Origin of the sequence: Lentibacillus sp. Marseille-P4043, from assembly GCF_900258515.1 — a bacterium.
GTDB lineage: Bacteria > Bacillota > Bacilli > Bacillales > Amphibacillaceae > Lentibacillus_C.
The window spans coordinates 1613293-1635425 of sequence record NZ_LT984884.1 but is presented as its reverse complement, the minus strand read 5'-3'; the positions used below and the strand labels follow the sequence as shown (position 1 = coordinate 1635425).

At 37.4% G+C, this 22133-nt stretch carries 20 protein-coding genes and 3 pseudogenes; 1 reads left to right on the top strand and 22 read right to left on the bottom strand.

Translation table 11 applies throughout. The features are described from left to right. Positions 1–69 precede the first annotated feature (69 nt). From C8270_RS08025 to C8270_RS07960, 15 genes are all read right to left on the bottom strand, one after another. Positions 70–567: a hypothetical protein gene (locus tag C8270_RS08025; protein WP_106496329.1), complete on the bottom strand. Its 498-nt coding sequence runs from the start codon at positions 565–567 to the stop codon at positions 70–72. An 11-nt stretch (positions 568–578) separates the two neighbouring features. Then, positions 579–2012, bottom strand: a complete 1434-nt coding sequence (locus tag C8270_RS08020) for an aldehyde dehydrogenase family protein (protein WP_106496328.1) — start codon at positions 2010–2012, stop codon at positions 579–581. Positions 2013–2076: 64 nt separating this feature from the next. Then, entirely contained in the window at positions 2077–3078 is a 1002-nt protein-coding gene (locus tag C8270_RS08015) for a LacI family DNA-binding transcriptional regulator (RefSeq protein ID WP_106496327.1), read from the bottom strand. A 243-nt stretch (positions 3079–3321) separates the two neighbouring features. Then, positions 3322–4209 carry a fructose bisphosphate aldolase gene (locus C8270_RS08010; RefSeq protein WP_106496326.1) on the bottom strand — a complete coding sequence of 296 codons (888 nt, stop codon included), beginning with the start codon at positions 4207–4209 and terminating at the stop codon, positions 3322–3324. Positions 4210–4919: 710 nt separating this feature from the next. After that, complete coding sequence (locus tag C8270_RS20655; RefSeq protein ID WP_267894835.1) at positions 4920–5048, bottom strand: hypothetical protein; 129 nt, start codon at positions 5046–5048, stop codon at positions 4920–4922. Between the two features lies 1 nt (position 5049). Next, complete coding sequence (locus tag C8270_RS08005) at positions 5050–5949, bottom strand: ROK family protein (RefSeq protein WP_106496325.1); 900 nt, start codon at positions 5947–5949, stop codon at positions 5050–5052. Positions 5950–6097: 148 nt separating this feature from the next. Beyond that, on the bottom strand, positions 6098–6964 hold the full coding sequence (locus tag C8270_RS08000; protein WP_106496324.1) for an N-acetylneuraminate lyase: 867 nt from the start codon (positions 6962–6964) through the stop codon (positions 6098–6100). 1 nt (position 6965) lies between these two features. Next, positions 6966–7670: an N-acetylmannosamine-6-phosphate 2-epimerase gene (locus tag C8270_RS07995; protein ID WP_106496323.1), complete on the bottom strand. Its 705-nt coding sequence runs from the start codon at positions 7668–7670 to the stop codon at positions 6966–6968. 136 nt (positions 7671–7806) lie between these two features. Beyond that, complete coding sequence (locus C8270_RS07990) at positions 7807–8652, bottom strand: MurR/RpiR family transcriptional regulator (protein WP_106496322.1); 846 nt, start codon at positions 8650–8652, stop codon at positions 7807–7809. 103 nt (positions 8653–8755) lie between these two features. Continuing rightward, the gene (locus C8270_RS07985) at positions 8756–10036 is read right to left on the bottom strand and encodes a TRAP transporter large permease (RefSeq protein ID WP_106496321.1); all 1281 of its coding nucleotides are present in this window, start codon (positions 10034–10036) and stop codon (positions 8756–8758) included. Then, positions 10037–10504 (bottom strand): TRAP transporter small permease, encoded by a 468-nt coding sequence (locus tag C8270_RS07980; RefSeq protein WP_106496320.1) that lies wholly within the window; start codon positions 10502–10504, stop codon positions 10037–10039. 18 nt (positions 10505–10522) lie between these two features. Next, on the bottom strand, positions 10523–11551 hold the full coding sequence (locus tag C8270_RS07975) for a sialic acid TRAP transporter substrate-binding protein SiaP (protein WP_106496319.1): 1029 nt from the start codon (positions 11549–11551) through the stop codon (positions 10523–10525). Positions 11552–11837: 286 nt separating this feature from the next. Beyond that, a complete protein-coding gene (locus tag C8270_RS07970) occupies positions 11838–12764 on the bottom strand; it encodes an LCP family glycopolymer transferase (RefSeq protein ID WP_106496318.1) in 927 nt (308 codons plus the stop codon). A 356-nt stretch (positions 12765–13120) separates the two neighbouring features. Continuing rightward, positions 13121–13441 (bottom strand): hypothetical protein, encoded by a 321-nt coding sequence (locus C8270_RS07965; RefSeq protein ID WP_106496317.1) that lies wholly within the window; start codon positions 13439–13441, stop codon positions 13121–13123. Positions 13442–14518: 1077 nt separating this feature from the next. Next, positions 14519–14815, bottom strand: a complete 297-nt coding sequence (locus C8270_RS07960; protein WP_106496316.1) for a T7SS effector LXG polymorphic toxin — start codon at positions 14813–14815, stop codon at positions 14519–14521. A 354-nt stretch (positions 14816–15169) separates the two neighbouring features. Here C8270_RS07960 and C8270_RS07955 point away from each other — a divergent pair. Then, positions 15170–16281 (top strand): annotated as a pseudogene (locus tag C8270_RS07955) (IS4 family transposase). 147 nt (positions 16282–16428) lie between these two features. Here C8270_RS07955 and C8270_RS07950 read toward each other — a convergent pair. From C8270_RS07950 to C8270_RS20830, 7 genes and pseudogenes are all read right to left on the bottom strand, one after another. After that, a complete protein-coding gene (locus C8270_RS07950; protein WP_234028518.1) occupies positions 16429–16845 on the bottom strand; it encodes an immunity 22 family protein in 417 nt (138 codons plus the stop codon). Between the two features lie 789 nt (positions 16846–17634). Continuing rightward, positions 17635–18357, bottom strand: coding sequence for a PoNe immunity protein domain-containing protein (locus C8270_RS07945; protein WP_158701659.1), 723 nt, complete (start codon positions 18355–18357; stop codon positions 17635–17637). A 13-nt stretch (positions 18358–18370) separates the two neighbouring features. Beyond that, positions 18371–19726 carry a T7SS effector LXG polymorphic toxin gene (locus C8270_RS07940; RefSeq protein WP_106496314.1) on the bottom strand — a complete coding sequence of 452 codons (1356 nt, stop codon included), beginning with the start codon at positions 19724–19726 and terminating at the stop codon, positions 18371–18373. A 153-nt stretch (positions 19727–19879) separates the two neighbouring features. Next, the gene (locus C8270_RS07935) at positions 19880–20398 is read right to left on the bottom strand and encodes a hypothetical protein (RefSeq protein ID WP_106496313.1); all 519 of its coding nucleotides are present in this window, start codon (positions 20396–20398) and stop codon (positions 19880–19882) included. Between the two features lie 17 nt (positions 20399–20415). Further along, positions 20416–21426 (bottom strand): hypothetical protein, encoded by a 1011-nt coding sequence (locus tag C8270_RS07930; RefSeq protein WP_106496312.1) that lies wholly within the window; start codon positions 21424–21426, stop codon positions 20416–20418. Between the two features lie 48 nt (positions 21427–21474). Beyond that, positions 21475–21708, bottom strand: a pseudogene (locus tag C8270_RS20650) (T7SS effector LXG polymorphic toxin); the annotation flags it as partial. Between the two features lie 5 nt (positions 21709–21713). Continuing rightward, positions 21714–22069, bottom strand: a pseudogene (locus C8270_RS20830) (T7SS effector LXG polymorphic toxin). Between the last annotated feature and the right edge of the window lie 64 nt (positions 22070–22133).

Sequence of the window (22133 nt, the reverse complement as noted above, 5' to 3'; positions counted from 1 at the left end):
TTTTAAATAACACAATTGCCATACCCACCCATGTTGTGACTAAGACACCAATCATTACAAATAGGAAAGTCAAGTGATCACCCCCTGTTCTTGTACATATTTTTGGATTTCTTTATATTTGTCTAGCAAATCCTCACTCCCACTTGACGGTTCCAATAAAAAATCTTTTTCCACATTTTTGATTCGCTTTTTATAAATGAAATAAGGTACAAACAATGCATACGTATTCAACAAGCTTATTTTAGGATATGACCATACTTTTCTTTTATGGATGTAGTAATTTTCCAAAAATTTATCAGAAACGTTAACCCGTTCTTCTTGCAAATAATTCGTTGGCAAGATTAGCGCATCCTCTTTTTCTTGGAAAGGGACAAATTTATTTACATTTCCTTCAAAAAAGTTCGTTTCTTTTCTTGTTAGATTCGTAATTAAATATTTGTTCTCTGTTTTCATTTTCATAAAGGGAAATGGTTTATATTGTATCTGCCATTGTGTAACTTCGTAAGGGTAAAACAAGGGTTTGGCGTTTTGCGGTGCTCTAATTCCATCCAATGAAAATGTATACATTACTTCACCACCTAAAAGGTATAATTCATGCTAATAAATTTCATATGAACCATTTCCCGCATGGCATACTTGATTCCTTCGTATCCATAACCAGATGATTTTAATCCGCCATATGGCATATGATCAAAACGTAACGTTGGCAAGTCATTAACTAGAACTTGGCCAACTTCTAATTTATGAGCAAAATTAAACGCCTGCGGTAGATCATACGTGAAGACACCTGCATTTAATCCGTACTCGCTATTATTCATTTCTGTCAGTGCTGTTTCTGCACTATCCACTGTATTTATTAATACGACAGGTCCAAACACTTCCTTACAAGCTACTTTTGATCTCGATGATACATTTGCAAGTACGGTTGGTTTCACGCCGTTATCCTCCATCGTTCCACCCGTAATTAACTCTGCTCCTTCATGTATCGCTTCTTCAATCCAACTAAGAATACGCTGCTGTGACTTCTGGTCAATGACCCCGGATATATCTGTCGTATCCTCTCTAGGATCTCCATATTGTAGTGATTCTGTAGCCATTTTAAATGAAGTGATAAATTCTTCTTTCACATCTTTGTGGACATAAATTCTTTGCGTGCTAATACATACTTGCCCATTATATGAAAAAGCACCATTGACTGCTTTTTTAGCGATTTCCTGCACTTTATTATGAACGCTTTCATCAATGTATAGAGCGGAATTACTGCCCAGCTCCAAGGTTACCTTTTTCAAGCCAGCTTGTGACTTAATATGTTCCCCAACTTGCGGGCTCCCAGTAAACGTAATTTTTTGTACGTCAGGATGGTCAATTAGCACTTTACCTAGTCTAGGGCCATCACCAGTAACAACCTGATACGCTCCATCAGGTAAACCCGCCTGCTCAAAAAATTCTGCTAGTTTGATAGCCGATAGCGGAGTTTTTTCAGCTGGTTTCACGATGATTGTATTTCCTACCCCAAGCGCCGGACCCGCTTTATGTACGACCAAATTTAGCGGGAAATTAAAGGGAGTAATTGCACCAACAACACCAATTGGTTGGTAAATTGTATAAGCATCTCTTCCGCCACCATTTGTCGCAGCATCTAATCGAATTGATTCTCCTTCTAATTTTCTTGCTTCAATTGACGCGAATTTCAGTGTTTGAATAGTCCGGTCAACTTCCCCTCTAGCAAACTTGATAGGCTTCCCTGATTCTAATGTAATGGTTTGAGCAAAGTCTTCTCTATTTTCCGCAATAATGCTACTAGCCCTGTCCAAAATATTCGATCGTTCCTCTGAAGTCAGCGCTCTCATTTTATTAAATGCTTGTTTACTTTTCGTTATTGCTTCTTTCATTTGAATATCACTGCAATCAGGGATATCTCTAATTTCCTCTCGAGTATGAGGATCTAATAGTGAATACGTATTCAAACTTGATTCCCTTAACCTTTCTAAATAGTTATTGACATAACACATTATAAAACCTCCTTATTTTTGTATATTTTATGCAAATGTATTCAATTTTAACTTTAGGTTTATTCTACAACTTTTTGGTTGTTATTCTGGAAAATAATTTTGTTTCCAATGTTTTCTGAACAAAGCCTGGATTATTGTTTCCTTCTCCATCAATAAGGTTAACAAGATTTTCAATAGCAATCCTGCCAAGGTTTTTGTTATTGATGATTCCAACGGTACTAAGTTGGAATGAATGATGACGACTTAACTCCACATTGTCAATACCTATAATGCTAATGTCATCAGGAATCCTGTAGCCTTTTTGTTGAAGAAAATCCATAATATAAATTGCAATAGAATCTGTTGCTGCAAAAATAGCAGTCGGACGTTCTTTGCGCGACATAACAGACTCAATTACCTCAAAAATGGATTGCTTGCTCGTATCAGTTATAATAATGTTCCTAGGATCTTCGGCAATACTGTTCGCGATTAAAGATTGTTTGAATCCTTCTAATCGACCACTAAAAGTTGTCATGTTAGTAGGGCCGCCTACCCACACAATTTCGCGATGATTCAAATTAATCAAATGATCCGTAGCTATTCTCCCTGCTTGCACATTATCCATTTCAACAAAATGTCCCGGTTCTTTATGTTTTCGATTAAACATGATAAATGGAATATCAAGGTTCTTAAGTTGGTCATAAATTGGATCATCATACAAAACGGAAGACAAAATTATTCCATCAACCCGATGACTTAAAACATCCTGGTAAACGGACATGTTATCCCCAAGATTTTCAAAATGGACATTTACATTGAATCCACTTTCTTTTGCATAATTAACGATAGAAGTCGTTGTTTCTACAAAGAAAGGATTGTGTAGCGGACCTGATAATAGCGCTATCGATCCTGTCTTTTTATTAACTAATGATTGGGCAATTGAGTTTGGACGATAATTCAATTCCTTCATTGCTGCGAGAACTTTTTCATATGTTTCTTTATTCACTTTATCTGGAGAATTAAGCACTCTAGATACCGTCGTTTGTGATACACCTGCGTAACTTGCTACATCTTTTGATGAAACCATCCCAACCACCTATTTTTTAAATATTTAAACTAAATATAAATGAAAACGTATTCATTGTCAATATATTTTTTAAAAAATAAAATAACTGGGACATGGGGACAGGTCCCGCGTCCCACCCTCTATCCCGCATCACTCCGACAATCTCAGCCGGGACAACAAACCTGTCCCCATGTCCCACCGTGACCGCCCATGTCCCAGCACAAAAAAATCCTGGGGGAATTCCCCAGGATTGGATTGCTAAGCTTATGAAATTGAAGCTTCGTATATAGATTTTACTGCCTTGCCAAGCGCGTTATTGAATTCTTCATCTGTTTGGTTGGCATTTAAATCCTGTGATAGTGCACGGGAGAAGCTGGCAATAAGTCCATTATTTTCCTTCAGCTTTTCATTTGCTTCGTCTACAGCGTAACCACCAGAAAGTGCGACAACACGCACAACGTTTGGATGCTCAATCAATTCTTTGTATGTGTTTGCAACAGTTGGAATGGTAACTTTCAACATCACATGCTCATCGTCACCCAACTTGTTAAGCTGATCAAGAATCTCAGCTTTCAATAGTTCCTCACATTTTTCTTTTTCTTTACTGTTAATGTCTACTTCCGGCTCAATAATTGGAACAAGACCAGCAGCTACAATCTGTTTACCAATTTCGAATTGTTGCGCGACGACAGCCTTGATACCTTCTGGATTTGCTTCCTTGATAACGGAGCGCATTTTTGTTCCAAAGATGTGACGTTCATTCGCTCGTTTCAATGTTTCATCCAAGTCAGTGATCGGCTTCATCATTTGCACGCCATTTGACTCTTCAGCAAGACCCTTGTCCACTTTTAAGAAAGGAACAATGCCTTTTTTTTCAGCTAAATAATCAGCTGTGTACATTCCTTCGATTTCGCGATCCATCGTTTGTTCAAACAAAATGGCACCGATGATATATTCGGAATCAAAAGCAGGTGATGTGATGATTCGAGTCCGCATCTCGTGTACAAGATCAAACATTTCGTCCTTGCCGTTATACGAATCCTCTTCAATACCATACAAGGCTAGTGCTTTTGGAGTACTACCACCACTTTGATCAAGTGCTGCGATAAACCCTTCACCGTTTTTCATTTTTTCAAATTGACTCTGTTGCATAAGTTCCACTCCTTTTATGTGGTAAATTACCTTTTTTCAACTAAGATAATTTATATCATGAATGTAAAGAACCTTCAACTTCATTATACCAATAATAACAGAAACGTAATAGTCATGCGCATTAATTATGGGACATGGGGACAGGTTGAGGCCACTGAAAAAGTGACTATTATATAAGATAGCATTGAACAAAACGCTATATTTAGTGTCGTTATCAAATATAATCATCTATATACCGTGGATAGTATACTTTTCATTTTTGTGAACCGGACTTTTTCAGTGGCCTCGGACAGGTTTCTTGTCCCAGCGCTATTTTAAGACAGAGCTTTAAACTGGGGATGGGACACCGGGACAGGTCGAGGTCACTTAAAAAGCTGCACTGAAAATTCAATACCTTATTAAAAACTAAAAAAACACCCCCAAAATTTGGCATAATAGAATTGCGAAGAGACCATCAACCAAACTGGGGGTATTTTCATGCTTAAAGACAAAATATGCAATGAAGCATCTATTCCATTTTATACAGTAAAATTCCTAAATACTTAAAATACTTCGTGACAAGGTAGAGCTATCAACGAAACACTCGAAAAAAAACAGCTGGACTAGCAGATGATTTGCTAAATATCCGAACAAATTGAACCAGCAACGCACCTTTTTCGGACTGAATAACATGTGGTGCACCTTTTATTTGATCAGGTAGAACAACACTGTCACTTCCGCATCTGCTGCACTTGGTTTAATTTGTCGATTGCTTCCTTCTTTTGCATCAGCAGAATTCCATAAGCACCAAGCATTTTGGAAAAAATTGGTGGGACAAGGAACCTGTCCCCATGTCCCAAATCACTGCTTCGTGAAATAGTGCTTTGCTGCTCCTAATAGGTTTGCATTATTATCATTTAGGGCTAGCTTTAGGTTGAGTTGGTTGCGGTGGTTTGGCATTAGCTTTTCATCGACTGCGGATTGCATAGCATGTAGCAAGAAGTCACCTTGTGCGGTAATTCCACCGCCAATAACAACCAGCTTAGGGTTAAAAATATGTACAATTGATTGAATACCTGTCGCAACATCATCAATCCATTTATTGAAGATCTCCACGCTTAACGCATCACCTTGTTTCACCATCTGAAAAAACACTGGTAACTGGATGGATCTACCAAACTCACTTGCAACAATTTCAGATAATGCCGCACTTGAAGCATAACGCTCGTAACAACCATAATTGCCACAGGTACACAGCTTACCGTCCTTATACAAATTGATATGTCCGAATTCGCCTGCTGAAAAGTTGGCACCGGCATGCAACTGACCATTCATAAATAAAGCACCGCCAATTCCCGTTCCAAATGTCATGCACACAAAATCGTCTACACCAACAGCTGCGCCTTTCCAATGTTCACCGATTGCTGTACAGTTAACATCATTCTCAATCGTTGCAGGTAGCCCCGTATGTTCGGTAACCATTTCCGTGACAGACATCCCTGTATATCCTGGAATTGTCTCGGTAGCATGAACAACAACACCATGCTCACTATCAATTTGTCCCGCCGAACTAATTGCGACACCGAAGACATCCCACTTACGCTTCACTTGATCACAAATACGTAAAACTTTCTTTATCAATTCATTACCGCCAAGATGTGCCTCAGATGGAATACTTTCGCGAAACAATAGATTCTCATGTTCATCAAGCACACCATATTTTATCGCTGTTCCGCCAATATCGATAACGATTAATTCCATTAGCTTTACTCCTTGTTAAGTAGAAAGAGAATAGAAAAGCCCGGCATACACCTCAACCAGTATGAACACGTGCCGGCATTTTCGTATACAAGCTCTATATTGCTTTCCTACAATGCAAAAACGTCCGCATTTTTTATCTCTTTACCACTTACATATATTTTTTAGCAAGTTCCTGAGCACGGGCAACTTTCTCTTCTGGAAGTTGTTTCATAGGCTTGCGACAATAACCAGCATGAACACCCTTATATTTCAGCATTTCTTTGATCGTTTGATAGAGTCCATTATCAAGAATGCCTGCAATCAAATCATTCGTCACTTTTTGAACTTCCAATGCTTCGGCAACATTTCCGTTTTGTGCTAATTCAAAAATATCACGAGCACGCTTCCCATTTACATTAAACGTACTTCCTATCGCACCATCAACATTCAAAACACTTGCAGACAACAGCATTTCATCGAATCCTGAGTAAATTAATTTGTCTGGGAATGCATGGCGCAATCGTTCTAATAGGAAGAAATCCGGTGCCGTAAATTTCACACCAATAATTTTGTCATGTGCTAACAATTCACCAAATTGATCCAAATTCATATTTACCCCAGTTAACGCTGGGATGGAATAAATAATCAAATTATTATCGACACTATTTACAATCGTTTCATAGTAATCCTTAATTTCTTCAAAATCAAATTTGTAATAGAACGGTGTAACAGCAGAGATAGCATCATAGTTTAGCTTTGTAGCAAATTTAGCAAGATCAACCGCTTCATCTATATTCAAAGATCCGACTTGAGCGATTAATTTCACTTGATCGCCGCCTTCGTCTTTTACAATTTCAAAAATACGCTTTTTAGCTTCAGTAGTAAGCATGAAACTTTCTCCCGTACTTCCATTCACATAAAGACCATCGACCTTTGATTCCTCAATATTATGACGAACAATTTCCCGCAAACCTTTTTCATCTATATTTCCGTTTTCATCAAAAGCACACATCAGCGCTGTAAAAATACCCTTCATGTCAAGCATCCTCCCCTATTTGTATGGTTTTGCTGTTTTGTATCGCTTGAGCAAATGTTTCTGTAATATGTTTCGGCCGTGTAATCGCACTTCCCACGACAACTGCGTGTGCCCCCGCTTCAAGTGCCTTGCTCGCCTTTTCTGGTGTATCAAAATTACCTTCTGCAATGACAGGCACATCAACTTTTGTTACAAGTTCCTGTACTAATTCCATCGGCTTGATTTCCTTCGAGTATGGCGTATACCCTGCAAGTGTAGCAGCAACAATGTCTACTCCTGCTTGGGCTGCCTTCATTCCTTCTTCTGCAGTTGAAATATCAGCCATAAAAAGTTGATCTGGATATTTCAATTTAATAGCTTTAAAAAATTGATCGAAACACTTACCATCAGGCCGCTCGCGCTGAGTTGCGTCAAAAGCAATGACATCAACACCTTCACGATAAAGTTCATCTACTTCTTGGATAGTTGGTGTAATAAAAACGCCATTGCCCGGAAAATCTTTTTTAATAATCCCAATGATCGGCAAGTCGACCTCTTGTTTAATGGCACGAATATCTTCTACTGTATTCGCACGTATTCCCGCCGCACCGCCAAGTTTAGCTGCAAGCGCCATCTTGCTCATAATAAATGAACTATAGAGCGGTTCATCTTCCAGTGCTTGACATGAAACAATTAATTGTCCTTTTACCTTATCAAGTATATTCATTTAAATTCCCCTCAGTTGTTGACTAATACCTTCATTCATACATGAAACATAAGCTTTTAATACACAAATCATACCACCATTGAAATTAAACTGTCAATAATATAATAAAAATGATAATTAATTGTCACTACTAACATTAATACAGTTTATTAGCGGCATTTTCGCTAATTTTCATCTTAATTTCTTTTGCCTTTTCTACGTTTTTCATCGTAAGTCCCGTACAAATCAAGTCAATTATATACAACTGCGAAATTTTAGACACTAATGAACCGCTATCTAAGGGGTTTTCCTTAGCTGAGGATAATAATACATGATCCGATAGTCTCGTTAGTGGTGATTTCACATAATTGGTCAATGCAATAACCGCAGCATTACTCGCCTTCGCAATCTCTACGGAATCATAAATATCCTTCGTACTACCCGAGAGACTAACAGCTATAACAACAGTTTCCTTCGTCATGGTCGAAGCGCGCATGACTTGGAAATGTGGATCTGTAATTACTTCGGCGTGTTTCCCGATTCGCATTAAGCGATTATGCATATCGTGACAAGCAATTCCCGATGAGCCAACACCAAAAATAACGACATCATTTGACGAATCAATTATATCCACACACTGTTGCAATGTATCCATCTCAATGATTTCCGATGAGTCATTAATGGCCTGCACAATATTGTTGCGAATCTTTTCAATAAACGTTCCATCATTGTCATGATTAGGATGCATTGTTCGTTCCTGCGCCAAGAGGAATTTAAAATCTTGAAACCCCTTAAATCCAAGCTTACGAAAGAAACGCAATACTGTCGCCTCTGCTACACCGCTCGCTTCAGAAAGTTCAGTTAGTGAATCATATAAAACTTTGTCCATATTCTCATTAATGTAGGTATAGATTTTCTGCTCTGATTTCGTAAAGATTGGCTTATTCTGTTCCATAATCACGGTCGGCTTTTTCTGATTTCCTTGAAAATCTTTATTTGACATACAACCCCGTCCTTTAAAGCAATTTCTAATTAAGTATTTTTAGTATAGCAGGTAAATGAAAAAAGGAGAAAAACCCCGAGCAAGGTATTTTTCCCCTGAAAACTTACGGATTTAATGCATTTGGTAAAAATAACACCAACTGCGGGAACACAGTAATGACTAGCAACGTTATTACTAGCGGAATTAAAAATGGAACAACCCCTCTAGTAATTGTTTTCATCGATATATTTCCGACCTTAGATACGACAAACAAAGCCATTCCCATCGGTGGAGTTAAAATACCAATCATAAGATTTAATATAACTATGATTCCGAAATGAACCGGATCTACTCCAGCACTTACAATAACTGGAACTAGGATAGGTATTAACAGAATCAATAATGCCAATGATTCAATAAACATTCCTAAAAAGATTAATAGTACGTTTATCAGTAGCAATAGTACGATTGGGTTTGATGATACATCTAAGAAGAAGTCAGCAACTTGTATCGGTATTTGTTCAATTGCAATCATTTGGCCAAAAAATTCAACCCCGACAATCATCAACACCGCAATCCCCGTCAACCGCATCGAATCAACAACATTTAAAAAGAACTTTTTCAATGTCAATTCTTTATAAACAAAAAACCCTAAAAACATTGCATATAACGTAGCAATTACAGCAGCTTCGGTTGGTGTAAAATACCCCGAAAAAATACCGCCAATAATAATGACCGGTGTGAGCAATGCCCAAAATGATTTTCTAAAATGGTAAAATCGTTCTTTCATTGTGGCTTTTTTAGCCTTTGGATAGCCACGTTTTTTTGCCCAAAAGTATGCCATAACCATTAAAGAAGCTGTCATAATCAACCCTGGAATGACACCAGCCAAAAATAATGAAGCAATCGACTGATCGGAGACAACCCCATAAATAATCAGTGGAATACTTGGAGGAATGATCGGACCAATAATCGCTGAAGCCGCCGTCAGACCACCTGCGTAATCATCATCATACTTTTCATCACGCATCGATTTTATTTCCAACTGGCCAATACCGCCAGCATCCGCTAACGCTGAACCAGACATCCCGGAAAAAAGAAGGCTTGCCATAACATTTACATGGCCTAGACCGCCAGTAAAATGACCAACAAATGACTTAGCAAAGTTAAAAATACGCTCTGTTATTCCAGATGAATTCATTAAAGATCCAGTTAATATGAAAAACGGAACTGCCAATAGAGAAAATGTATCAATACTGTCAATTAATTTTGCAGCTGAAAAGTATGCCATTTCCCAATCATTAGTGGCAAAATAAACAAGTGCAGCGATGATCAGTGTGAATCCAACCGGCATCCCTAAAAACAACAGTACAAGCCAGCCGATAAGTATTGTAAGTGCACTCATTTATTTCACCTCACTTTTATTCTTGATTTGTTTTACATTCACCTCAACAAGTCGATATAAAATTAGAATAGAAATCAATGGTAAGGCAATGTACATATACATATAAGAAATATTTAAGGAAACAATCTCGACCGGCACTTTACGCAATGCCATTTCATAGCCTAAATATCCCATAATAGAAATCGCAATAAAAATAGCAGCCTGGAATACATAGTAAATCGTACTCCGAATTAACTTCGGAAATTTATTAACAAAATAATCGATCAAAACGTGATTACTTTCTTTAATACCAAATGAAATAGATAAATAGCCAACATAAACGAATATAAATTTAGCCAATGCCTCGGACCATGTTAGTGGCGAGTCCATAATTTGTCTAGAAAAAATCTGCAGGGTCAAGATTATTAACATGATAATAAATAATGACCCTCCAATGATTTCTTCCAGGTTAGCAAAAAATTTTTTCATATAATTCACCTGAGCTTTTTATTTTGCTTCCTGAATTTGTTTCAAATAATCTTCCGCACCATCACCAATTTCCTCTAAATACTTTGGATATGCTTCAGACACAGCTTTTTTAAATTCTTCTAAATCTGGTTCTGTAACAGTTACGCCCTCATCCTCAAATTTAGATACGAGTTCTTCCTCTTGTTTCTTAACCATGTTTGTATGTTCCTCTGCAGCCATTTCAATTCCATCAATTAGAATCTGTTTTAAGTCATCAGGTAACTTTTCTAATGTCTTCGTACTAACAACGTATTCATTATCGTTAACAACGTGGTTCGTTAATGCCAAATAGTCCTGTACTTCATAAAACTTCTGTGCATCAATTGTTGTGAGTGGATTTTCCTCACCATCAACGGCATTTGTTTGTAGTGCAGTGTATACTTCTGTAAATGCCATTGGTGTAGGAGAAGCACCTGTGAATTTCGCATAATCTAGTAATGTATCAGCTTCAGGAACACGTAATTTTAATCCTTCCATATCGTCAAGTGATTTAATAGCACGGTTTGATGTCGTTTGACGTGTACCATTATACGATGAAGCAACAATCTTCCAGTTATGTTCTTCTTCCAATTCACTTAACAAGCCTTTTCCATACTCGGTATTATGAATTGCTGCCTTTAATTGTTCAAAGTCATCTACCACATACGGTAGTCCCAATAATGATGCGCGAGGTACCCAAATACCGAATCGTCCACCCTCAGCTTGCGTCATATCCAATGTACCTTCTTGAAGCTGTTCAAGCATTGCACGATCATCACCAAGCTGTGAATTTGGATAAATCTTAATTGTTAATTGACCATCACTTTCTTCATTTACATAGTCTGCTAGTTTTTCAACGGCTTTGTATTCAACCTGTTGATTCCCAGCCACCAAGCCAAACTTTAACTCATAATCCTTATCACCATTACCCCCATCAGCTGAAGCCTCATCGTCGTCCCCACCTGAGCAACCTGCCAGCCCGACAATTGCCAATAGTAAGATACCTAAATACAGAAAACTCTTCTTCATACCATAATCCCCCTCCAGTAATTAAAATTATAGCGCTTTCATATGTTTAAGTAGAGTTTAGCATCATGGCAACCTATTGTCAATATATTTTTAAAAATGATTTTTTGTTGTCAATACCCATTTCATCCCAGGGGACATGGGGACAGGTTCCTTGTCCCAGCGCCATATTCAGACGGGGCTTTAAGTTTGAGCTGGGACGCGGGGACAGGTCTCTTGTCCCAGAAGATGAAAACTCCTGTTGGCTGACGCAAAAAAAGACCCACGCACCCGCGCAGGCCCTCACCCCCTATATATCCACACCCGCAATCATCCCATGCACTTTCTCAACCTCTTCATTAGGAATCATCAGGTAATACACACCGTCAATTTTGGTTCCGTTCCCTTTCATCATATAACTCGTAACATTTTTTCTTGTATCCTTATATCCACTCATCAAATTTTTCATATCATCAAAATCCAAGTTTGTTGCCATATTGTTTCCAAGAATGTCGATTACACCATTAATCTTACTAACAGATCCAGCGCTTGCACCCTTATCAACAATGCCTTGAATCACTTGGCGTTGACGTTTTGTTCTACCAAAATCACCATTTGGATCCTTCTTACGCATGCGAACGAAGTGCATCGTTTTATCCCCATCCATTTCAACCGGACCCAGGTCAAAATCGTACTTCCCATCATTCCACTCGATTTCATTGTCCACCGTAATCGTTCCAAGCTGGTCAACAAGCTCCTGCAAGCCTTCCATATTCATCCGGACGTAATAATCAAGCGAAATATCCAGGAAATTCTCCACTGTTGCAACAGACATATCAGCGCCGCCAAATGCATAGGCATGATTTATCTTGTCTTCGGATCCTTTACCAATAATAGTTGTTCGAGTATCACGTGGGATACTAACCAACTGCATTTTGTCACTCTCAGGATCTAAAGAAAGCACCATTAACGCATCAGAACGCCCTCTGTCATTTGCGCGCTCATCCACACCCAACAGCAAAATATTTAATGGCTTTGTCGCTTTCACATTCTTCTTCGCTTGTTTATGGTCAATCGATTCCACTGGCTCATGCATTTTTTCGTTGACTGTCTGTTTCGCATTGTTATAAATGGAAAACGCATATATGCCAACACCCATTATCAGCACAACAATAATGGCTAAAGGAATTATTAACCATAATTTTCTGGACTTTTTATGTTTCGTTCTCTTTTCCATAATAGACTCCTCGTATTTATATGGTTTCAAACAAACTCCCACTATATTCCTCTAAAAGATTGTTATTATATTAATTATTCGCTCCAAAAAGCAGGCATTAAATAACCGATAAACTATGATACACCATCAAATCACGGCTGTAAATGCGTTTTGGTCCTTATTCCATTTATCTTCTTTCTTCTTTTTAGAATGTCACACTTCCGACCATCCGGCACAATTGTTACTAGGCTAATTTTACCACATTATAGTAGATAGATAAAAACCGGGACATGGGGACAGGTCCCTTGTCCCACCCGCAATGTCAACGCTCATGCACATTTCAAGCTGGGACACCTAACCTGTCCCCATGTCCCACCCTATCTTCCAATATTCCTTTCCATTTTCATTTTCTCTTTCCTGTACAACCATATTATTCGTCTAGCCCTTACCGCATCATTTCTAGCTACTTTAATATAGACAGGGCTTTTCTGGTATCCAAATTGATAAAAATTCTTCCAATTATATGGGATTTGGTATTTGAAAGGAATTTTATTATTTTTTAACAGCCAATAATATACGTTAGCTTCACTTAATGTTGATTCATCACCACTATAAACGGTTTCATATTTATTATTATCCCGGTCCCTGAACAAAAACATTAATGCTATGGCGGAAGTGATTAATAGTACCTCAAACATAGTAAGTTCCCCTTTTTTGTCAACTGATATATTGATTTGGACATAAACCCGCATAAATAAACTGGTTCATTGTATATCCCACTACTACACTAAAAGAACTTGGTGCAACGCAGTATAGCTGTAGCCTTTCAAAAACACATGCTTAGAAACCAGTATGTCCAGATAATCAAATCACTAAAAATACCAACTGATAACTATCCGGTAGTTTGAAATCCTCTAGCCATGATTAACCATTCCTCACACAACACAAAAAAGCTATCCAATATTTTTGGAAATCAATCAAAGTGGATCAAACGTATTCCCCTAAATTCAATTATAGTTATTATTTTCTCCCACAAAGCCAAATCATCCCCCGCTTCCCTCTGTTTCTCATTACAACTATTCCCATTACCCACTTCATTTTTCAGGCATATCTACTAAAACTATTTCCCGAAACCACAACATTTCCACCATCATTACCACCATCAATTTAGCAGAGATCTTATCTGTATCTAACCGATTGCCAAAAAACCCCTAAATTAAATTAGGGGCAAATCAGTAAATTATGTATAAGTAACTAAAATTCAACGCAGCAAAATCCTCATAATCTGCAACATGCGGGATAGCTTCCCAGCCATAAGCTCAAAGCGATGTTACGTCCAAATCCCTCCATTCTGATCTCATATATATAGATAAACCTATTTACATATATATTCCATATCTTTAGGAAATATTATATATATCCTTTATTTCCCATAACCCGTTCCGCTAGTAATTTCCAACAGCATTAATATCTTTTTTTCATAAAACATTACATAATCCCTACTCACAGAACAGGGATTAGTTACACATCAAACCAAAATGAGGGGAAACTAGTTCACCGAAAAGAAAGCAAATTCCATTAATCCGTAGTTACTTTGTAGTCAGAAACTATACCATCTTCATTTAGGTTTACTATTAACTCTTCATTATCTATCATCCTTGAATCCTAGTTCAGTGTATTCCCTGACTAAATAACAAGCCTCAATATAAATTTAATTATCCTGATAATGTACCATGTGATACGGATAATAGGCTGTATTTTTAAGATTGCTATCGTTAATGTTGATGATCCAGGTCATGCAACTGCTCTATATCATTTTTCGTTTTCTTTTTTCCCTTTTGCACCATGAAGCTAAATTCCTCCATGTCAATTGAAGGTATGGAAACTAGATCAGAAACACTGGCTATAATTGCATTTACCTCGTCAACTAACCCTCCCGTTACCTGTTCTGCTTTATTAAATCCATTTTGAACATCGTAATTTAGAAATTCTTCCCTAACGAATCCATTTTCATTTGACTCATATTGGCTTTTCTCTGGGCTTTTTATTTCTAATAATATAGGGTAAGTCAAATAAACCCCACCTGCAAATACATCGGGGGTTTATTTGACAGGAATTACCCATGGAGAGAATGTAACTAACCGGGCATTCTTCAAATAATTATAGCCTAATTTAACCTTCCAAAAAAACTATCACTCGTAACTGGTAGAAGTAATATAATCAAATTTACTTGAAGAATTTACCTCGTTATCGTACTCAAAATTATACATTAATATAACAGCATTCACTAGCGTTGCATTAATTAAATTTAATAATAAAAAATATTGGCAATGTTCAATTTTTGGCTGTATAGACAACAAAAAATCCTTTATAATGAATAGGTCAGGTGGTTTTCCTGTCCAAATCCAATATAAAGGACCAACAATATGGACAAGAATACACCAAAATCAGCATTTGGTAAATGGATTGCACCTATAAATACTAAAAATCTTTTTAATCAAGTTAAAAACTTAAATCAAGATAGCTATACCAAAAAACTTACGACTGAAGCCTACATTAAACTGATGCTCTATGCACAAGTACATGAAACGGAAGGGCTCCAAGCATTAAGTGACGCTTTATTGGATGCAGACTTTCAGGAAGCTGTTGGTTTTGAATCGATTAGCGCATCACAGCTTTCTCGCAAGAATAAAGAAATTGATCCATCCATACTAGCGACCCTGTTTTCCGATCTTGTGCAGCAGATACGTGGATATCACAATAAGGCCTACAAGAATTTGCCATAATTATCGATTCTAGCACTTTGCCTCTTAACCTAACCAATTATAAGTGGGCAAAGTTCCGTAAAACAAAGGCTGGTGTGAAACTACATTTACGACTCGTTTTCATGGATAAAGATACAGTCTATCCTGAGAAAGCTGAGATCACAGTGGCGAAAGAACATGATCGTAATCAGCTTGAAGTTCTCGTTGATGACAAGGAAGCCATGTACGTCTTTGATCGCGGCTATGTGGATTACGAACGATTTGACAGGATGACAGACGAAGGATACTTCTTTGCATCCAGAATTAAGAAAAATGCCGTCATTCGTGAAGTATGTTCCTTTTCCGTTCCAGCTGAATCATCGGTTCTATCTGACAGAATGGTTTACATAGGATCCACACAAAATCGGTGCGAAAACGTATTTCGTCTTCTTGAAGTGATGGATACGAAGGGAAACATCCTTCGATTAATCACGAATCGATTTGACTTGGAACCACAAGAAATTAGTGATATTTATCGATCACGCTGGGCAATCGAATTATTTTTCAAATGGTTAAAGCAGCACGTGGAAATCAAACATTTTTACGGAATGAGTGAAACAGCGTTACAAAATCAAATCTATATTGCGCTCATCACCTATTGTTTGCATGTGCTCATCCAACTGGAAACGAAAAGCAAAAAATCACTGCTTCGAATTACTCGTTGGTTAAAGGCCGCGTTATGGAAACCAGCTTACATTTGGCTACATCGATTTGAAAATAAGACAGTACCGTAATAAATGATATTGTCGTAGGTTGTATTAATTTGTATTAATTGTATAATTTTACCAGATGGACAGAGCCACCTTTAATTGGACTTTGACTTTTTGGCAAAAATTACAGAAATGATGTTTACAGAACATTCCGACTAGTTTTATGCAACGCTAGTGAACAGCATTATAATACTTATTTAAGTTAACACTCTCGCTTATTTTGGGTAGAATAATTTCATCGTATGAACATCCCTCCAATAGATCAGAAATATTATTACTCTTTTGTACTAATACTGCTTTTTCTATAAAATCTTCATCTGTCTCGTCCATATCAATATTAAAATCTACATAAAATTTTGAAGGGATAGACTCTCCCTCTTCATCGTATTTCAGGTCCACATATTCTTTTAAGTCATATTCCTCCTTAACGTTACCCAACCATATGGAGACTATCCCTTTTTTTCCATTAGCAATACACACTCCTATTCTAATCTTAATTCTTTTGGCAAAGATGAAATGCCATCTTCTAGTCTCTAGCCCAATTATTAAGTCTTCTATTAAATATTTTGTAGTCAGTTGATGTATCAATAATAGCTAGTTGTATTTCGCAATTGAAATTTGGCCCATTTCGCAACTAATTTTGAGCCACTTGAAATTAGAGGAATTCACAAACTTAGATAATATATTTTATTACTGGGCAGGATTGACATGGAACCTCTACGGGCATGATTACTTTGCGAAAGCGTGCGGTGGGAAAGATTTCGCACCCCTAATCAGGGTATCATGCCCGCCTCTCCATATAAATCCAATTAAGTTTTGTGGTAAATAAAATTCACAAACTTATGGTGGCTCAATATTGAGTTGCCATGTGGCTCATTTTTCGATTGCCATATACACCACTAGTAACTCGATATGGCTTTCGTCGATCCAAAACACCAAGCACCGTTATAATTATTAAGACAATTTTACCACCCGCCATACCAGATCGGAATCACTGGCTATAATCGCATTTGGTTCGTAGGGTTGGATGGTTAAATGATGACCTTTTACTTACTCAAAATCAGTATAGTAGTTATCATCCTGGTCCAAAAATTATTTTTAAAACAAGCGTTATCTTTAAAATAACCGCCACTTATTATTGGTTTCACTCTATCTAGTTTCCTCAACGTACGCTAAGAACAAATCCTGTAAATCATCATTAACTGGCTCATTATTATCATTAAGAGTCAGCTTAAATTCAAACACTTCATCCCCTAAAGTCAATCCCTCATCGATTAAACCTAAAATTGAAAGTATTTTAAAATAAATCCACCGTTCCTATCCTTGAATCCTAATTCGCGATATTCTTTGACTAAAATACCAAGCTTCAATACAAATTCAATTATCCTGATAATGTACCATGTCGTACGGATAATAGGTTGTATTTTTAAGATCGTTATCGTTAAGCTTCAATATCTGGGCAATTGCTCCGCTTTCAAAACTCCAATAACCGCTATAAATGTCATGTTTACTATTATGAGAAGCGTACCATCCCATATCATCATGACCCTCATACCAATCTATTTCCAGATATTTTTTTAATGTTGTGCTTTGATAGTTTTTATCGTTGCTCTCAATAATTTGTTTTAAGGTTAAATAGGGTGTTTCATATAACAGATTCCCGGTAATTTGTTGCCAATTTTTTGTTTGCTTCGCTTGGATTAAATAATCATATAGGAAATCCTCTACCTTTTGTATTTCTATCAATTTGACTAGCCTATCAAATTGTTTATCATCTATTTTCAGCATGTTTCCAATGGATAACATCCAAAGCATTTCTACATAACCGCTATCCGAATTCCAAGCTTTTTCCATTATATTGACAACTTCCGGGTAAAATTCTTTTATTTCTTCAAGGGATACTCCTAAAGAATACATTGCTGTTAATTTACTAAACTTTAGTCCATAAATATGATAATTACCTTTTTTCACCCCTTTATCGTTGGGGCCTCTGTTCTTAGTTAACAGCTCCACCATCGATTCAAATTTAGCGATCCTTTCATTTTCTTCTTCTATATAGTCAATATAATACTTTTCGTTTTTCATTTTGTCCCTAACCACCATGAAACCCTCCTTATTTTATTATTCTCCCATTATCATCAACAGTAAATTTTTTTACATTTCCATCAATAGTAGTTCGAATTAAAACCTTCTCAACATTCTTTGCATTCAACATTTCTTCCAAAATAATTTTATCAGCCAAATTCTTTCCTACAGATTTTTCAAGTCTTTTATTACCATCAACCCACTGATCACTCATTTGCTTACCACTTTTCGTTTTTCCTAATCTAGAGCTACCGTATTTCGCTTCTCCAATAACATATTTTGGTGGTGGATTGGAATTTTCATAGACACCGTCAATTCCTTTTATTATTTTATCATCTAAATCAGTAACCCTATCAGTACTAATTCTTGTATAATCTTTACTCTCGAAATAATCATCCATTTTCATTTCACCATAATTGCCTTTTTGCTTAGTAGTATTTAAAATAATCTTTCCATTTTCGACGGACCTTATAATTTCACTTTGTTTTTCATTTAAAGTATTACTCGAAAATATATTCTTTGAGCTTCCCTTTGAACCATCCAATCTCTCAGCCTTCAAAATCAACTGATCCTTCAAAAACTCCCCATCCACTACATTATAAGGAACCTTACCTCCACCAGCCAATTGATACTGTGGTCCATAGGGTAAATACTGCGAAAAATCCATATTTTTCACGGTATTACCGGCCGTTGCTGCTGCTTTTGTAGTTGCCACATCAGTCTTCGTTACCGTTCCTGCACCTTTTGTACCGAACACGGTTGTGACGGCTGTACCCAGTGCATACGTTACCCAATGCGAACGACTTTCAGCATCACCATTGACCATATCACGCTCATATGACTCCCTTATTGCGTTACCAATGTATTGGCCGGTATCGACGGGATGTAACACAATATTTGCCATGGAATCCATGGTTTCAAACGGGTGTATGATGGTGTTTCCGATACCAACCGCTGTATCTTTAACCACATCAGCACCACCAAGCACTGCTCCTTTACCCGTATTGTACACCCCTTTTCCAACCTTTACAGCACCATCTTTTATCTTGGTCCATAAACTGGTTTCTTCTGTTTCCACCGGGACCGGGTACACTTCTTGTAAAATCGAAGGAAGTGAGGGCAGCTGTAGTGCTGTTAATGCATCAAAAGTGGTGATCGAGTAATCGGAAGCAAACGTGCGTGTCATTTCATTTATGTATTGATGGAGCAACTCCAGATCTTCTCCTGCCTTACTTAATGCTTTTGTCTGTTGATGATCCAGGTCATGCAACTGCTCTATATCATTTTTCGTTTTCTTTTTTCCCTTCTGCACCATGGAGCTAAATTCCTCCATGTCAATTGAAGCTATGGAAACAAGATCAGAAACACTTCCATGATTCGTCATATCTATGTCACGCGTTGCTCGCCCAGTAGAATCGTGTATCTAGTTTATGAACTATCTCCTTAAACAATTAAGAACCCTAACAGGCAATCAGCCAATCAAGGTTCTCCGAATGTAAGAAATAAGTCATATCGAATCCGTCTAAATGAATTAAATTTATAACCCATCTGATTCTTTAATTGCTTCCCATTCATTAGTTGAAATATTTTCCATCAAAAACCCACTAAAAATACCCTCCTGAAATAGGATATAATTTGACGTATCGATTCTATAACCAATTAAGTCACTTTTGACATCCTTACTCACTATAGCAATTTTATTATCATTCAATAGTGCTATTTCAAATTCCCTTGAAAAATCTATATGAGGTCTATCGCTTGAAAAATTATTGTCGCTTATGGCGATATTCTCTTCCTTAAAGAAGAAGACAGTATCTTCCCGTTTTCTTGACACTATTTTTTCATCTTGAAGAAGAAAGCTTATATATTCAATTGTATTATCGTCTGGATTTATTGATAAATCTAAAGGCGGTTTTTTACCATTTCCATAAAAAAAGTGGTAGTTTTGACCGTTTCTGCTAATATCCTTTTTAATTTCAAACAATAGTAATCCTTTACCCATTGGTTCAAATGTTCTCTTATACACATCTGAATTTACGACTTTTTTAATTTGCATAATAATAGATTCCTTTCTTAATTTATCATTCTAGCATGATATACAACGCCTGTTTCTGTATTAATTCCAAGTTCCCAGTTACCATAAACCCCAAAATTCCGACCCCGAGGTATTGTTTGTAAATTATTCATTGCACCGTTTAATGATTTATAATAACTTTCTAACATCACTTGACTGCGAACCCCTATACTGTCGCTGTCACTTCCAAATCTAGAAATATATTCACCCATGTGTTTAGTTGCATTAGAATTAGTCCACAGTGTATTACTGCCCGTTTGGGGATTAATGTAGCTAATATTTTCTTTAAGTTCAATTTGAAAAGTAGCAGGAATCTCTGTATTTGGGATGTTTTCTGCTGTTCCATTAACTTTATTCCAAATTTTTGGCTCCCCATTAACTTTTACATTTGAATTATCAGCTCTGCTTTCCTTCCCCTTTGTCCCCGACAATCTCTCAGCCTTCAAAATCAACTGATCCTTCAAAAACTCCCCATCCACTACATTATAAGGAACCTTACCTCCACCAGCCAATTGATACTGCGGTCCATAAGGTAAATACTGCGAAAAATCCATATTTTTCACGGTATTACCGGCCGCTGCTGTAGTTTTTGTTGCTGCTGCTTTTGTAGTTGCCACACCAGTCTTCGTTACCGTTCCTGCACCTTTTGTACCGAACACGGTTGTGACGGCTGTACCCAGTGCATACGTTACCCAATGCGAACGACTTTCAGCATCACCATTGACCATATCACGCTCATAGGACTCCGCTATTGCGCTACCAATGTATTGGCTGGTATTGAAAGGATGTAACACCATATTCGCCATGGAATCCATGGTTTCAAACGGGTGTATAATGGTGTTTCCGATACCAACAGCCGTATCTTTGACAACATCAGCACCACCAAGCACTGCTCCTTTACCCGTATTGTACACCCCTTTTCCAACCTTTACAGCACCATCTTTTATCTTGATCCATAAACTGGTTTCTTCTGTTTCCTCCGGGATCGGGTACACTTCTTGTAAAATCAAAGGAAGCGTGGGCAGCTGTATGGCTGTTAATGCATCAAAAGTGGTGATCTAGTAATCAGAAGCAAACATGCGTGTCATTTCATTTATGTATTGATGGAGCAACTCCAGATCTTCTCCTGCCTTACTTAATGCTTTTGTCTGTTGGTGATCTAGGTCATGCAACTGCTCTATATCATTTTTCGTTTTCTTTTTTCCCTTCTGCACCATGAAGCTAAATTCCTCCATGTCAATTGAAGGTATGGAAACAAGATCAGAAACACTGGCTATAATTGCATTTGCCTCGTCAACTAGCCCTCCCGTACCTGTTCTGCTTTATTGAATCCATTTTGAACATCGTAATCCAGAAATTCTTCCCTAACGAATCCATTTTCATTTGACTCATAGGATCGGACGGCCTGTTGCAGCTTTTCTAATGTTTGCCTGTAATGGGTTAACGACTGGTACAGATAGATTAAAAATGGTCCGTGAATACCTTCATAAAAGGAGCGGATCGATTCACCCGTTTTCCCTTTAAATAACTCTCTAAATCAATTATGCCACGAACGCCTTTTTGCACGTCGGTTACTTTACTCTGAACATGGTTGATTTCTTTAAGTGTTGCATCGATTCCTTCATGCAAAGTAGAGGAATCCAAAGTCTTCATCCCATCCCTCCTCGTATCATATGTTTAGGACCCACTTTTTCCAGTTGAAACTGATTGTTATCTC

Coding starts and splice junctions, on each gene's coding strand:
- C8270_RS08025 (WP_106496329.1), bottom strand. CDS start 567: ATGTATACATTTTCATTGGATGGAATTAGAGCACCGCAAAACGCCAAA.
- C8270_RS08020 (WP_106496328.1), bottom strand. CDS start 2,012: ATGTGTTATGTCAATAACTATTTAGAAAGGTTAAGGGAATCAAGTTTG.
- C8270_RS08015 (WP_106496327.1), bottom strand. CDS start 3,078: ATGGTTTCATCAAAAGATGTAGCAAGTTACGCAGGTGTATCACAAACG.
- C8270_RS08010 (WP_106496326.1), bottom strand. CDS start 4,209: ATGCAACAGAGTCAATTTGAAAAAATGAAAAACGGTGAAGGGTTTATC.
- C8270_RS08005 (WP_106496325.1), bottom strand. CDS start 5,949: ATGGAATTAATCGTTATCGATATTGGCGGAACAGCGATAAAATATGGT.
- C8270_RS08000 (WP_106496324.1), bottom strand. CDS start 6,964: ATGAAGGGTATTTTTACAGCGCTGATGTGTGCTTTTGATGAAAACGGA.
- C8270_RS07995 (WP_106496323.1), bottom strand. CDS start 7,670: ATGAATATACTTGATAAGGTAAAAGGACAATTAATTGTTTCATGTCAA.
- C8270_RS07990 (WP_106496322.1), bottom strand. CDS start 8,652: ATGTCAAATAAAGATTTTCAAGGAAATCAGAAAAAGCCGACCGTGATT.
- C8270_RS07985 (WP_106496321.1), bottom strand. CDS start 10,036: ATGAGTGCACTTACAATACTTATCGGCTGGCTTGTACTGTTGTTTTTA.
- C8270_RS07980 (WP_106496320.1), bottom strand. CDS start 10,504: ATGAAAAAATTTTTTGCTAACCTGGAAGAAATCATTGGAGGGTCATTA.
- C8270_RS07975 (WP_106496319.1), bottom strand. CDS start 11,551: ATGAAGAAGAGTTTTCTGTATTTAGGTATCTTACTATTGGCAATTGTC.
- C8270_RS07970 (WP_106496318.1), bottom strand. CDS start 12,764: ATGGAAAAGAGAACGAAACATAAAAAGTCCAGAAAATTATGGTTAATA.
- C8270_RS07965 (WP_106496317.1), bottom strand. CDS start 13,441: ATGTTTGAGGTACTATTAATCACTTCCGCCATAGCATTAATGTTTTTG.
- C8270_RS07940 (WP_106496314.1), bottom strand. CDS start 19,726: ATGACGAATCATGGAAGTGTTTCTGATCTTGTTTCCATAGCTTCAATT.
- C8270_RS07935 (WP_106496313.1), bottom strand. CDS start 20,398: ATGCAAATTAAAAAAGTCGTAAATTCAGATGTGTATAAGAGAACATTT.